At 64.6% G+C, this 14,323-nt stretch carries 9 protein-coding genes and 1 pseudogene; 4 read left to right on the forward strand and 6 right to left on the reverse strand.

The genetic code is table 11. The annotated features are described in order from the left end of the window. Positions 1–252 precede the first annotated feature (252 nt). Positions 253–1,449 (forward strand): HWE histidine kinase domain-containing protein, encoded by a 1,197-nt coding sequence (locus tag AC1DVM_RS19555; protein WP_477257186.1) that lies wholly within the window; start codon positions 253–255, stop codon positions 1,447–1,449. Between the two features lie 269 nt (positions 1,450–1,718). On the opposite strand, the gene AC1DVM_RS19560 is transcribed toward AC1DVM_RS19555, so the two are convergent. Next, positions 1,719–2,582, reverse strand: a complete 864-nt coding sequence (locus AC1DVM_RS19560) for a type 1 glutamine amidotransferase (RefSeq protein WP_477257188.1) — start codon at positions 2,580–2,582, stop codon at positions 1,719–1,721. 77 nt (positions 2,583–2,659) lie between these two features. Here AC1DVM_RS19560 and AC1DVM_RS19565 point away from each other — a divergent pair, with 77 nt between their 5' ends. Continuing rightward, entirely contained in the window at positions 2,660–3,565 is a 906-nt protein-coding gene (locus tag AC1DVM_RS19565; RefSeq protein ID WP_477257189.1) for a DMT family transporter, read from the forward strand. Positions 3,566–3,585: 20 nt separating this feature from the next. Here the strand turns inward: AC1DVM_RS19565 and serA are convergent, their stop codons facing one another. Continuing rightward, positions 3,586–5,178 (reverse strand): phosphoglycerate dehydrogenase, encoded by a 1,593-nt coding sequence (gene serA / locus AC1DVM_RS19570; protein ID WP_477257191.1) that lies wholly within the window; start codon positions 5,176–5,178, stop codon positions 3,586–3,588. 188 nt (positions 5,179–5,366) lie between these two features. Next, positions 5,367–6,539, reverse strand: coding sequence for a phosphoserine transaminase (locus AC1DVM_RS19575; RefSeq protein WP_477257193.1), 1,173 nt, complete (start codon positions 6,537–6,539; stop codon positions 5,367–5,369). A gap of 229 nt (positions 6,540–6,768) precedes the next feature. Between AC1DVM_RS19575 and AC1DVM_RS19580 the strand changes: the two genes are divergently transcribed. Then, positions 6,769–8,037, forward strand: a complete 1,269-nt coding sequence (locus AC1DVM_RS19580) for an efflux RND transporter periplasmic adaptor subunit (protein ID WP_477257195.1) — start codon at positions 6,769–6,771, stop codon at positions 8,035–8,037. 79 nt (positions 8,038–8,116) lie between these two features. Beyond that, complete coding sequence (locus tag AC1DVM_RS19585) at positions 8,117–11,254, forward strand: efflux RND transporter permease subunit (protein ID WP_477257197.1); 3,138 nt, start codon at positions 8,117–8,119, stop codon at positions 11,252–11,254. A 9-nt stretch (positions 11,255–11,263) separates the two neighbouring features. Here the strand turns inward: AC1DVM_RS19585 and AC1DVM_RS19590 are convergent, their stop codons facing one another. The 3 genes and pseudogenes from AC1DVM_RS19590 to AC1DVM_RS19600 all read right to left on the reverse strand — a co-directional run. Beyond that, positions 11,264–11,995 (reverse strand): outer membrane protein, encoded by a 732-nt coding sequence (locus AC1DVM_RS19590; RefSeq protein ID WP_477257199.1) that lies wholly within the window; start codon positions 11,993–11,995, stop codon positions 11,264–11,266. Between the two features lie 153 nt (positions 11,996–12,148). Further along, complete coding sequence (gene glmM / locus AC1DVM_RS19595; RefSeq protein ID WP_477257201.1) at positions 12,149–13,525, reverse strand: phosphoglucosamine mutase; 1,377 nt, start codon at positions 13,523–13,525, stop codon at positions 12,149–12,151. 269 nt (positions 13,526–13,794) lie between these two features. Then, positions 13,795–14,323: pseudogene (locus tag AC1DVM_RS19600) on the reverse strand (ATP-dependent zinc metalloprotease FtsH); the annotation flags it as partial.

Raw genomic sequence — 14,323 nt, forward strand, 5'->3', positions numbered from 1 at the left:
TGCCCTTGCCCTCGTCGCCCCACTGGGCGCCCACGACAACCACATTCGCCATCGCCTTCAAGCCTCGCATAAAAAAACCCCGGCGCAAGGCCAGGGTTTGGTGGAAAAACCTTGCAAACTCTCTTGGTGGATCGGGCCCGAGAGGTCAACCCGGCAGACGCGATTCCACCCGCCAAGTCATCCTGTGGCCCGCTCGTGGCGGATTTCGGGCGCGACATTGCGCTACGGCAACGATTGTGACTAAGTTACATCATGAAGATCCGCCACACCGACTTCGCCGAACTCCCGGACGGGGCGCCCCTCCTGCATCCCGTCCAGCCCGCTCTAGAGCGCGAGGCTGTCAGAGCCGCCGAGGATGAGGTCGAGGCCCGCCTCGTTGCGATCCTCGACGGCATGGGTGACGCTTTCTGCGTGCTCGATCGCGAGCTGAGATTGATCCATGCCAACGCCTCGTTGCTGTCGGTTCTCGACCGCCCGTTAGAAAGCCTTCGGGGTCGCGTGCTCTGGGACATTTTCCCGCATCTCAGGACAGCCGATCTCGAGCGCTGCTTCGAGACAATGCAGGGCGCCGCTGTTCCGGCGACGACGCGCATCGAAGTCGTGACCGYCACCGGCTGCCAGATCGACTGCGCCGTCTTCCCTCTCGGCACCGGGATCGGCATCAGCTTCCGGGACGGCGGCGAGCGGCGCAGAGCCGATGAAGTGCTGCGCGAAAGCCAGGCGCAGATTGGCGCTCTCGCGGACAATCTCCCGCTCGGGATGGTCTATCAGATGGATAACGGCCTCGGATATGAACACCGGCGCTTCGTTTACGTATCGGCAAGCTGCGAACGCCTGAACGGGATTCCGGCCGATCGGGTTCTGCGGGACCCACACCTGCTGTTCGACCTCATTCTCCCCGAACACCGCGACCATGTGTTCGCGACGCTTTCGGCGTCTCAAGCAGGGCAGACGCCCTTCGACGTGGAATTTGCCATCAGGCATGCCAAGACCGGCCAGATCCGCTGGCAGCGGATTGTCGATGCGCCGCGCATCCTGCCGAACGGGGCCACGGTGTGGGACGGCATCCAGATCGACATCACGGACCACAAGCGCGCCGAGGATCACCTCCAGCTCCTGGTCAACGAGCTCAACCATCGCGTCAAGAACACGCTCACCACCGTTCAATCCCTGGCAGCGCAAAGCTTTCACAGCTTGGGGTCGCCGGATAGCGAAAGTCTCCTGCAATCGCGCACGACCTTCGAGGCGCGCCTTTTCGCGCTCGCGCGCAGCCACGACATCCTGACCCGCGAAAGCTGGGACGGCGCCTGCCTGCGCGACATCGCCCGCCAGGCGGTGGAGCCTTACCTGACGCCGGAACGAAGCCGGGCCTTCGATCTCCACTGGCCCATGCTGCGACTGTCCCCGTCCCTCGCGCTCGGCCTGTCGATGGCGTTTCACGAGCTTTGAACCAACGCGCTCAAATACGGCGCGCTTTCTCAAGGAGGCGGCAAAGTCAGTCTCGCCTGGAGCAAGCCCGCGCGTCCTTCGCGGCAGATCGATATCCGATGGGAAGAGCGCGAGGGCCCGCCTGTCTCGGCGCCCAGCCGCAAGGGGTTCGGCACGAGGCTCATCGAGCGCCTCGCCCGCGAAGTCGGGGGAACGGTCGAGATGGAATATGCGCCGGCAGGCCTCGTCTGCACGGTCACGGTTCCCTACCCGGTTGCCTGATCTTTGTTTTAACCGCGCCCGCGCCGGCTTTTCTCTGGCTTCACGCGCGAGGTGACGAAGTTCCGGATCTCCCGTGTCCGGCGAACGGGGTCGATGATCTCCGCATCGACGCCGAGGCGCCACGCGAGATCGCCGCGGCCCGGGTTCCGATGCAGCTCATCGAGCAGGGCGACATATGATTGCGCTGCAGCGAGGCTCTGACAGAACCCCTCGCGAACGAGAATTTCGGTCCTTCGCGCAAGGATGACCGACAACTCGCCGAGGCTGAATTCGGGGTGATATTGAACGCCCCAGAAGGTGCCGCCGCCATGGCGGACCTCCGCCGCCTGGATCGCCGAGATGTCGTTAAACGACAGGATCGTGCAATCGGCGGGCGAGGCGGTCACCATGTCGAGATGGATCGCCGGCGCATCGTAGACGGAAGGGCGGCCCTGAAGCATGGGATGCGTGAGGCCGGATTCGGTGGGCAGGATCCGGCGCGCAACGCCCACCTCGCGACCAACGGGATTGCGCTGCACGTCCCCGCCGGCGGCGACCGCCGCGACCTGAAGACCCCAGCAGGAGCCGAAGGCGGGCGTGTGCGAGGCATAGATGGCCCGCATCAGATCGATCTGCCGCAGGATATCCGGCGTCCGGTCGTAAATGCTGAGATGCGAACCCGTCAGCACGATCCCGTCATAGGATTCGAGCCCGGCCGCATCGGGCAGGTTCGCGCCCTCATCTGCCGGAAAGGCGAGGTCGCATACGATGTCCTGCTCGATCTCCTGAAGCACCGCCGCATAGGACTCGGAGGGCATCTTTCCATACGCGTCCCTGTGGGTCTGCCTTGCGTCACGCGTATTGCCCTCGACCACCAGAAATCTTAAGTCCATAAGCTGTCCCTGCCTTTGCTCGACGCCGGTTAGACCGAACCGCCCGCCGCGGCAAGCGCCCTGAGGTCTGAAATTCCATGAGGCTCGTGAATTCTCTCTGGGAGAGGCTCTTCGGACGAGCGGTGCTTCTGCTCATGCTGGCGATGCTGATGTGGGGCGGCAACGCTGTCGCGGGGCGGCTCGCGGTGGGCGAGGTGTCGCCGATGGCGCTCACCTGCCTCAGATGGGTGATGGTCATCGCCGTGCTGCTGCCGTTCGTCGCCCGTCGGATGGTGGCCGAATGGGCGGTCCTGCGGACCGGGTGGCGCGTCATCATCCTGTCGGGGATCTTCGGCTTCACGATATTCAACGCGCTCTTCTACACAGCCGCGCATTACACGAGCGCCGTCAACCTCACCCTCTTTCAAGGCTCCATCCCGGTGATGGTGCTGATTGCCTCCGTGCTGTTCTTTCGCATTCGCGTCTCCCCGGTTCAGGTCGTCGGCATGATCGCGACGCTTGCGGGCGTCATCATCGTGTCGATCAAGGGAGATCTGGAGATTCTGCGGACCCTCGCCCTCAATATCGGCGACGTGTTCACGCTCATCGCCTGTGTGTTCTATGCCGCCTATACGCTGGGGTTGCGGCGCAAGCCGCCCGTGTCGGGCATGGTCTTCTTCACGTCCCTGGCGATCGTCGCCTTCATCACGTCACTGCCGTTGCTGGGGATGGAGATCGTGCGCGGCACGGTGCAATGGCCGACGCCGACGGGCTGGCTCATCATGCTGTATATCGGCCTGCTCCCGTCGCTGGTAGCGCAGGTCTTCTTCATCCGCGGGGTGGAACTGATCGGTGCCGCCCGCGCGGGCATTTTCGTCAATCTGGTGCCGGTTTTTGGCGCTCTGCTGGCGGTGGTGCTTCTCGGCGAACCGTTCGCGCTTTACCACGCCGTCGGCCTGGCGCTGGTTCTCGGCGGGATCTGGCTCGCCGAACGGCGCACCTGATCCCGCCGAAGTCGGCCTGTCTAGAATGTCACCGAGCGCGCCCGCTTCACCTGCGGGATCTCTTCGATCTTGCGCAGCAGTTCCTCGGACACCGGCTGGTCGACGGACACGAAGCAGATCGCATCGCCGCCGGCGCGGTCGCGACCCAGCGCGAAGGTCGCGACGTTGACGCCGGATTCGCCCAGCAGCGTTCCGAAGCGCCCGATAAAGCCCGGCTTGTCGTCGTTGCGCACGTAGATCATGTGCGGGGCGAATTCCGCATCGACCGCGATATCGCGGATCTCGATGACGCGCGGCTTGCCGTCCTGGAACACCGTTCCGCCCGCGTGCCGTGACATGTCCTCGGCCTGCACGATGATGCGGATGAAGCTCTCATAGTCGCGGACCGCGCGTTCCCGCTTGACCTCCTCGATGGTGATGCCGCGATCGCGCGCGACGATCGGCGCCGACACCATGTTGATGTCCTCCAGGAACGGACGCAGCACGCCCGTCACCGCAGCCGACGTGAGTGCGCGGGTGTTCATCTCGGCGACCGCGCCCTCATATTCGATGCGGATGCCCTTGATGGGCGCCTCGGTGAGCTGACCCAGGAACGAGCCGAGCTTCTCGGCCAAAGCCACGAAAGGCTTCAGGCGCGGCGCTTCCTCGGCGGAGATCGACGGGAAGTTGACGGCGTTCTGAATCGCGCCCTGCAAGAGGTAATCCGACATCTGCTCGGCCACCTGCAACGCAACGTTCTCCTGCGCTTCCGTGGTGGCGGCGCCCAGATGCGGCGTGCACACCACATTGGGATGCCCGAAGAGCGGGTTGCTGGTCGCCGGTTCCTCGATGAAAACGTCGAAGGCGGCGCCCGCCACATGACCGGAATCGAGAGCGGCCCGCAGGGCGACCTCGTCCACCAATCCACCGCGCGCGCAATTGATGATGCGCACGCCCTTCTTGGTCTTGGCGATGTTCTCTGCCGACAGGATGTTCTTGGTCTTCTCGGTCATCGGCACGTGCAGCGTGATGATGTCGGCGCGGCGGAGCAGCTCGTCGAGCTCCACCTTCTCCACGCCGATCTCGATCGCGCGCTCCGGCGACAGGAAGGGATCGTAGGCGATGACCTTCATGCGCAGGCCGATGCCGCGCTCGGCCACGATCGAGCCGATATTGCCGCAGCCGATGATGCCCAGCGTCTTGGCGGTCAATTCCACGCCCATGAAGCGGTTCTTCTCCCACTTGCCGGCCTGGGTCGAGGCGTCGGCTTGCGGGATCTGGCGGGCGAGCGCGAACATCATCGCGATGGCATGTTCGGCGGTGGTGATGGAATTGCCGAAGGGCGTGTTCATCACGATCACGCCCTTGGCGGTCGCGGCCGGAATCTCGACATTGTCGACGCCGATGCCGGCGCGGCCGATCACTTTCAGGTTCTTGGCCCGTTCGAGAATCTTGGCCGTCACCTTCGTGGCGGAGCGTATGGCAAGACCGTCGTAATCGCCGATCACAGCCGCAAGCTTGTCCTTGTCCTTGCCGAGCTCGGGCTGGAAATCAACGTCGATGCCGCGATCCTTGAAGATCTGGACGGCTGCGGGCGAGAGGGCATCGGAAATGAGAACGCGGGGTTTGGTCATGGGGCACCTCGAGCTCCCCTCCCCCTTGCGGGGAGGGGTGGGGGGTGGGGGTCGTCCCACCGGAAAACGGGGAAGAAAATTGAGATGAGGAGACAGGTTGTCTTAAAGCCGTCTCCAGAATGGTGTGCGATCGCGTTGGCCGCCGACCCCCACCCTGCCCTCCCCGCAAGGGGGAGGGGAAAAGAGCGCTACGCCGCTTTCGCGAGCTTGGCTTTTTCCTGCGCGAAGGCCCAATCGAGCCATGGCGTCAGGGCCTCGAGATCGGAGGCTTCGACCGTCGCGCCGCACCAGATCCGCAATCCCGCGGGAGCATCCCGATAGGCCCCGATATCGAGGGCAACGCCCTCTTTCTCGAGAGCGGCCGTGATGCCCTTGGCCACCTGTGCCACGGCCTCGGGACCTTTGGCGACCACATCCGCGTCGGCGATGACGAGGCACGCGCTGGTGTTGGATGCGGTTGCCGGAACCTTCGTCAGGTTGGCGATCCAGGGCGTGCGCGCGACCCAATCGTGGATGACCTTCGCGTTGGCATCCGCCTTCGCCAGAAGGCCTTTCAGCCCGCCGATTCCTTCAGCCCATTCGAGCGCATCGATGTAATCCTCGACGCACAGCATGGACGGGGTGTTGATGGTCTCGCCTTCGAAGATGCCCTCGATCAGCTTGCCGCCCTTGGTCATGCGGAAGATCTTCGGCAGCGGCCAGGCCGGCTTGTAGGTCTCCAGCCGCTCGACGGCGCGCGGCGACAGGATCAGCATGCCGTGCGCGGCCTCGCCGCCGAGCACCTTCTGCCAGGAGAACGTCACCACATCGAGCTTGGCGAAATCAAGCCTCTGGGCGAATGCCGCCGAGGTGGCGTCGCAGATGGTCAGGCCTTCACGGTCCGACGCGATCCAGTCGGCATTCTCGACGCGCACGCCGGAGGTCGTGCCGTTCCAGGTGAACACCACGTCGCGCGTCTTGGTATCAACCTTCGAGAGATCCGGCAGGAGGCCATAATCGGCCGTCGTGACGCGGGCGTCGTCCAGCTTGAGCTGCTTGACCACATCCGTGACCCAGCCCTCGCCGAAGCTCTCCCAGGCCAGCATCTCGACCGGGCGGGCGCCCAGCATCGACCACAGCGCCATTTCGACGGCGCCGGTGTCGGAAGCAGGCACGATCCCGATGCGATAATCGGCCGGGACCTCGAGCACTTCGCGTGTGAGGTCGATGGCGCGTTTCAGGCGCGCCTTGCCGAGCTTCGCCCGATGGGAGCGACCCAGCGTATCGGTTTTGAGATTTTGGAGAGACCATCCGGGGCGCTTCGCGCAGGGGCCGGACGAAAAGAAAGGCGAGCGCGGGCGCGCTGCGGGCAGATCGGTCATGGCTATCCATCCTTCCAGATGGTTGCCCCTCGTTGGGGAGGGGTTTCCCGCTGTCGGATATGCCGGATACCACCCGCCCCGTCAAGGTCGGCGCTGCCCGGAATTTCCGCAGCGGCATATTACGAAATCGTAATACAAAATGTCGTGCTTGCTACGGTATGGTCGCTTTTGGCTGGCACAACTTGTGCTACGAGCCTAGCGACATCGTGTCGAGTTTCAGGGAGTAACCATGCGCGTCTCCGGTCAACTCGCCGTCATCGCCGTGCTGGGGGCAGCAGGCTTTGGAGGCTGGTATGCCTATCAGGGCGGCCATCTGGCCAAAGCGCCGGTGATCGGCAGCTATTTCGCCGGACCGGCTCCCCAGGCGTCCGGGCCCTCCGCGGGCCGGCGCGGCGGCGCGACGGGGCCTGCGAGCGTCGAGGTCGACACCGTGAAGACCGGCCGGGTGGTTGAAGTGCGCGAATCCGTCGGCACCGTGCGTGCCTTCGAATCCATCACGGTGACTGCCCGGATTGCAGGCATTATCAAGGAGATCCGCTTCGAGGAAGGCCAGAACGTCAAGGCCGGCGACGTGCTGGTGCAGTTGGACGCGGACGAGCGACGGGCGGAAATCGAGCAGGCCATCGCCGAGGCCAACCGCGCCAACGCCCTCAAGAACGAGATTTCCATCAAGCTCGAACGCGCCCAGGCGCTCAACAAGACCGGAGCCGGCACCGGCGCCCAGGTCGAGGACCTGACCGCGCAGGTGAAATCCCTCGACGGCGCCCTCGCCTCCGCCCAGGCCCAGCGGAAGGCTGCCGAGGCAAGGCTCGAAGAACTCACCATCCGGGCGCCCTTCTCGGGTCGCGTCGGCACGCGTTCGGTCTCGCTCGGAGCCTATATCTCGCCTGGCACGCGCATCACGTCCCTCGACGATCTGTCACGCATCCGTCTCGATTTCGCCATACCCGAGAATCTTCTCGGTCGCCTGAAGGCCGGCCAGACGGTCAACGCGACGTCGGCGGCCTATCGCGGCCGTACCTTCACGGGCGTCGTCTCGACCATCGACACCCGCGTCGATCAGGCGACGCGAACGATCCGGCTGACGGCCGAATTCAAGAATTCCGACGAGGCCCTGAAGCCCGGCATGTTCCTGTCGGTGGGGCTCGAGGTGACGACGAAGGAGGACGCCGTTCTCATTCCCGAGGAGGCCGTCGTCAGCGAAGGGCTTCGGCAGCTCGTCTATCCGGTCAAGAACAACAAGGTCGAGCGGCGCGTCATTCGCATCGGCCAGCGCCAGAACGGCAAGGTCGAGGTACTGGAAGGTCTTCAGCCCGGCGAGTCGATCGTCGTGCTGGGAGTCCAGCGCGTTCGCCCCGGCGCCGAGGTCATTGCACGGCCGCTCGGTTCCACAGCGCCGGCACCGACCGTGCCGGCGGCGAACCGAGAACAGCCGTCGCGAAGTTCGCTGAACGTCCCGCAGGCCATCGGCAGCGCCGTCGCTGCCGAACGGAACTAGTTTGTGTTCGCCTCCTCGGAGGCGCGTGTCGAATCGCCCTTGAAATTGCGCTTCGCCTGAAACCGGATCGAACAGAGCTATGCAGGTTTCCGACCTCTTCATCCGCCGACCGGTCTTCGCCGTGGTCGTCAGCCTGTTGCTGATCGTCGGCGGATTGGCCGCGCTCATGAACCTGCCGGTGCGCGAATATCCGAGCGTCGACAAGCCCATCGTGTCCGTGTCGACGATCTATCGCGGCGCGTCCAACGAGGTCATCGAAAGCCGCGTCACCGAAGTCATCGAAGGCGCGGTGGCGGGCATCGAGGGTATCAGCCAGATCAACTCGCAGAGCCAGAACGATCGCTCGTCCGTCTCGATCGAATTCGACGTGGCGCGCAACCCCGAAGCCGCAACCTCGGATGTGCGCGACGCGGTGTTCCGCGTGGTCGGCCGCCTGCCCGACGGCGCCGAACAGCCGGTGATCCGCAAGGTCGACGACAACGCCTCTGYCATCATGTGGGTGACGGTCACCTCCGACACCTACGACGCGCTCGAACTCAGCGATTTTCTCAAGCGCGTCTACGTGGACAGGCTCTCCACCGTCGACGGCGTCGCCAATGTCTATCTCGGCGGCGAGCGGCGCTACGCCATGCGGATCTGGATCGATCGCGCGGCGCTCGCCGCGCGCGGCCTGACCGCGCAGGACATCGAGACGGCGATCAAGCGGCAGAACGTGGAATTGCCTGGCGGGCGCATCGAATCCGCCCAGCGCGAATTCACCGTCAAGACCGATTCCCGCCTCTCCACGCCCCAGGATTTCGAACAGGTCATCATCTCCAACAAGAACGGCTACCTTGTCCGCCTGCGCGAAGTGGCGCGGGTCGAGGTGGGCGCGGAAGATACGCGGTTCGAATTCTACGATGCGGGGCGCACCGCCATCGGCCTCGGCATCGTGCGGCAATCGACCGCCAACACACTCTCGGTGGCGGACGGCGTGCGCGCCGAACTCGACGAGCTGAAGGGTTCGCTCCCGCCCGGCACCAAGGCCGATGTGTCCTACGACGAGAGCCAGTTCATCCGCGCATCCATCAACGGTGTGTTGAAGACGCTGGTGGAGGGCCTCGTCCTCGTGATCCTCGTCATCCTTCTCTTCCTGCGCGACTGGCGCTCGACCATCGTTGCCATGGTGGCGATTCCGGTCTCGATCACCGCCGCCTTCATGGTGATGAGCTTCTTCGGCGCCTCGATCAACGTGCTGACACTGCTCGCCATCGTTCTCGCCATCGGCATCGTGGTGGACGACGCCATCGTCGAGATCGAGAACGTGCACCGGCGCATCGAGGACGGCGAGCCGCCGCTTCTCGCCTCCTTCGACGGCGCGCGCGAGATCGGTTTTGCCGTCATCGCCACCACCGCGACCCTGATGGCGGTGTTCGTGCCGCTGGCCTTCATGACCGGCAATACCGGCAAGCTGTTCCGCGAATTCGCCATCACGCTGGCTGCCGCGATCTTTTTCTCCRGCGTCGTGGCGCGCACGCTCACGCCCATGCTGTGCTCGAAGCTGATGGTGCCGGCCCATGGCCGCATCCAGCTCATGACCGAGCCGTTTTTCGACGGCATGAACAACGTCTATCGACGCATTCTCTCGACAGTGCTGAAAGCGCCCCTGATCATTCTCGCGCTGGGTTTCCTGGTGTCGTTGTCGGCCTATGCCCTGTTCCAGAGCATCCCGAAGGAGTTTTCGCCGACGGAAGATCGCGGCGCCATCATCGTGCGCATCGACGCGCCCGAAGGCGCAAGCCTCGATTACACGCGCGAGCGCGTGAAGGAAGTGGAACGCGAGCTCATTCCCTATCAGGAGCGCGGCATCATCGCGTCGATCACCAGTCAGGTGGCGCCGGGCTTCGCGCGTCCCTCGCCGGTGAATGCCGGCATGATCATCGTCCGGCTGGTGCCATGGGACCAGCGGACGATGAAGCAGCAGACGCTGACGCAGGAATTGTACGGCAAGGTTTCGAACTTCCCCGGCGCACGCGCCTTCCCGGTCAATCCCGGCTCGCTCGGCCAGCGCGGCACCTCGCAGCCGATCCAGTTCGTGCTCGGCGGCCCCGACTACAACACGCTGCGCGACTGGCGCGATATCGTGATGCAGAAGGCGCAGGACACCGGCCTCTTCATCAACATGGATTCCAACTACAAGGAATCGCAACCCGACATCCGCGTCCAGATCGACCGGCAGCGCGCCGCCGATCTCAACGTGAGCATCGAGGAGATCGGCCGGACGCTCGAACTCATGTTCGGCGAAACCGAGATCTCCACCTTCGTCAGCCGCGGTGAGGAATATCCCGTGATCATGCGCGGCCGCCCGGAGGATCGCGCATCTCCGAGCGACCTGACGAACACCTTCATCCGCGCCGGCACGGGCGATCTGATACCGCTCTCGGCCTTCGTGAGCCTGACCGAATCCGCCGCGCCGCAGACGCTCAATCGTTTCAACCGGCTGCGGTCGATCACGCTGCAATCGACGCTTAGTCCCGGCACGTCCATCGGCGAGGGGCTGGCGGTGCTCGAACAGATCGTCGAGGCCAACCTGCCGGCGGAGGCGCGGATCGGCTACACGGGCATGTCGAAGGATTTCCGCGAATCCTCGAATGCCATCTACGTGACATTCGCCATGGCGTTGCTGGTGGTCTTTCTGGTGCTGGCCGCGCAGTTCGAGAGCTGGATCAATCCCTTCATCATCATGCTCACCGTTCCGCTCGCGGTCACCGGCGGGCTTGCGGCGCTCGCGCTCACCGGGCAATCGCTCAACATCTACAGCCAGATCGGCATGATCCTGCTCATCGGCCTGATGACCAAGAACGGCATCCTTATCGTCGAGTTCTCGAACCAGCTCCGTGAACGCGGCTATTCGGTGCGCGATGCGGTGATCGAGGCGTCCGTCATGCGCCTTCGTCCCATCCTCATGACGTCGATCGCCATGATCGGCGGCGCGATTCCGCTGGCGTGGTCAACCGGCGCAGGCGCGGAAGCGCGCAACGCCATCGGCACCGTCATCGTCGGCGGCGTGACGCTCTCGACCTTGCTGACGGTTCTCGTGGTGCCGTCGATCTACCTGCTCATCGGCGGCTACACCAAGCCCGCAACTTACGTGGGCGACCTGCTCGACAAGCTGCGCCAGCAGACCGGATTGCGGCCACACGGGGAAGCCGACAGGAAGGTGCATCCGGCCGAGTAGCAGCGCTCCTCAATCGAGCATGTAGCGCGCGCCGATCCGGAATTCGTGCGCCCCGATCTGGCGCGGGCGAACGGGCGTGTTCCTGCCGTCGAAAACACCGCCATCGAGGCGGCTGTAGCGATAGGCGAGATCGAGCTTGAACTTGGCGCTCAGATCGAAGGCGACGCCGCCCATCAGCGCCCATGCCAGCAGGGTTTCATCCTGAGACGGCAAGACCAATGCGGGCGAGACACCGTTTGCATCGCTGATCTGGCGCTCATACCGATGGAAGCGCGCCCGCGAAACACCGATGCCGGCGCCCAGATAGGGCGTGATGCCGTTCCAGAGCGGCAGGTCCACATAACCGTTGAGCCAGAATGTCGTCGCATCCGCATCCGCCCGGTCGGTCGCGTAAGCGCCGCCGGCAGCAAGACGGGTGCCGCTGAACGATGCCTCGAACCGGTGGTCGATTGTCAGATCGGCGCGAAACCATGGAGAAAACTGGTAGCCGAGGCCCGCGCCGACAATCGCGGCGCCGTCGAGCCTGCCATTGACGAGGGATGACAATCCGACATCGCCGCGATCCCGGGAGCGGCGGGACACCATGGTGTCAAGTCCGCCCGCGTCGCCGCGCAGATACCAGCCCGATCCCAATTCCTCGTCGTCTTCCAGAATGGGAGCGGGCGGGAGGTCGGCCGCGTGCGCGGCGAGTCCCGGCGAACCGAACGCGAGGGCCGCGAGGGCGAATATCGGCAGACGCAACACGATGCTCCTCGATCGGGACAAGTGCCGGCGTTCTCCGCGCGGCAAGGTTGTCCTGACCTTAGAGTCCCGAGGTTAAGTGGTTCTTAACTGTAATCGCGCCTTCGGTGGGCAGCATGGTTTACGGGATGTTAACGGGCCACCGCGCCCGGGTCAGGCGGCCCCCTGGAGGGGTTTGCCGTTCGAAACCTGGCTTGCAGCCTTGGTTACCGCATCGACGACGTCGTCCACGACGCTGTTGACGAGATCGCCGTTATCGCCTTCCGCCATCACGCGGATCACCGGCTCGGTGCCCGAGGCGCGGATCACCAGGCGACCATGGGTTCCGAGGCGCTCCTTGCCGGCCTCGATCGCCTTGATGACGATGCCTTCCAGCAGTGGTTTGCCGGCCTTGTAGCGCACGTTCTTGAGGATCTGCGGCAGGGGCTCGAAGCAGTGGCAGACTTCCGACACCGGCTTGTCGAGACGCTTGACCACCGCCAGCAATTGCAGGGCCGCGATCAGGCCGTCGCCCGTGGTGGTGTAATCCGACATGATGATGTGGCCGGATTGCTCGCCGCCGAGATTGAACCCGTGCGCGCGCATGTGCTCCAGCACGTAGCGATCGCCCACGGCCGTCCGCACCAGATCGAGCCCGAGGCCGCCAAGGAAGCGTTCGAGACCCAGATTGGACATGATGGTGGCGACGATGCCGGCCTGCGCGAGGCGTCCGTCCTCCTGCCAGGAACGTGCGACCACGCCCATGAGCTGGTCGCCGTCGACCTTCTGGCCCTTCTCGTCGATGATCAGCACCCGGTCGGCGTCGCCGTCGAGCGCGATGCCCACATCGGCGCGCAACTCCCGCACCTTGGCGATGAGAGCCTCCGGAGCGGTCGAGCCCACCTCGTGGTTGATGTTGAAGCCGTTTGGCTCGACACCGACCGATACCACTTCGGCCCCGAGTTCCCACAGAGCTGCCGGCGCGACCTTGTAGCCGGCGCCGTTGGCGCAATCGACCACGACCCGCATCCCCTCGAGATCGAGCTGGCGCGGGAGGGTGCGCTTGGCGAATTCGATGTAGCGGGCATCCGCGCTATCGATGCGCTTGGCCCGGCCGAGGGTCGCCGATCCGGCGAGGCGCTGGGCGAGTTCGGAATCCATCAGGGCCTCGATTTCGAGCTCTACCTCGTCGCTGAGCTTGAAACCGTCCGGACCGAACAGCTTGATGCCGTTATCCTCGTAAGGGTTGTGCGAGGCCGAGATCATGACGCCGAGATCGCAGCGCATGGAGCGGGTCAGCATGGCGACGGCGGGGGTCGGCATGGGCCCGAGCAGCAGCACGTCCATGCCCACGGAGGTGAACCCTGCCACGAGCGCATTCTCGATCATGTAGCCAGAGAGACGCGTGTCCTTGCCGATGATGACGCGATGACGGTAATCGCCGCGCTGAAACGTCAGGCCGGCCGCCTGGCCGACCCGCAGGGCGAGATCGGGGGTGATGACGCCGTTGGCGCGACCGCGAATGCCGTCTGTTCCAAAGTATTTGCGCACGTGGTGTCTCTCCGCATTCGGTTGCGCCGCTCGGCGCCGTCAGGTCTCAAAGCAACCCGCAAGAACGGGGTCGAGGATTGGTACGTCAATATGCTCGCTTCCGCGGGCAACCATGACATCACAAGTCATAAGCGATTGTTACATCCCGGACGGGTTGCGGCCATGGCGAAAAAGAGTTCTTGAGCCAGCCGGCGAACAACCTGCGAGGGCAACAAAAACGCCCGCCTTGTTGGGCGAGCGTCTTGTATTTTTTGTCATGAACGGGCGGATCAGGCCTGCGGCTGCGGCTCCATGCCGCCGCCGGTTTCGCGGGGCTTGCCGCGCCCCGCGGTCGGAACGGCCGAGCCGCGCGTCGCCGAGACCGTGTCGCCGCTGTCGCGGATCGGCGGCTGCCCGTCGAGAAGGTTCTTGATCTCGTCGCCGCTCAGCGTCTCGTATTCGAGCAGGCCCTTGGCGAGCGCTTCGAGATCCTTCTCCTTCTCGGTCAGGATGCGTCGCGCGTCGATCAGGCCGTCCTCCACGAGGCGGCGCACTTCCGAGTCGATCTTCTGGGCGGTCGATTCCGAGATGTTCTGCTGGCGTCCCATGGACATGCCGAGGAACACTTCCTCCTGGTTCTCGCCATACGCGACCGTTCCGAGCTCGGGCGAGAAGCCCCAGCGGGTCACCATCATGCGGGCAAGGCGGGTCGCCTGCTCGATGTCGGATTGCGCGCCGGACGTGACCTTGTCCTTGCCGAAGATCATCTCCTCGGCGATGCGGCCGCCCATCATGATGGCGAGGCGCGAGGTCATCTGC

Source organism: Microvirga sp. P4_A5 (assembly GCF_056402495.1).

Excerpts from the sequence above, each read along its gene's own strand:
- AC1DVM_RS19560 (WP_477257188.1), bottom strand. The coding sequence starts at position 2,582 with ATGGACTTAAGATTTCTGGTGGTCGAGGGCAATACGCGTGACGCAAGG.
- AC1DVM_RS19565 (WP_477257189.1), top strand. The coding sequence starts at position 2,660 with ATGAGGCTCGTGAATTCTCTCTGGGAGAGGCTCTTCGGACGAGCGGTG.
- serA (WP_477257191.1), bottom strand. The coding sequence starts at position 5,178 with ATGACCAAACCCCGCGTTCTCATTTCCGATGCCCTCTCGCCCGCAGCC.
- AC1DVM_RS19575 (WP_477257193.1), bottom strand. The coding sequence starts at position 6,539 with ATGACCGATCTGCCCGCAGCGCGCCCGCGCTCGCCTTTCTTTTCGTCC.
- AC1DVM_RS19580 (WP_477257195.1), top strand. The coding sequence starts at position 6,769 with ATGCGCGTCTCCGGTCAACTCGCCGTCATCGCCGTGCTGGGGGCAGCA.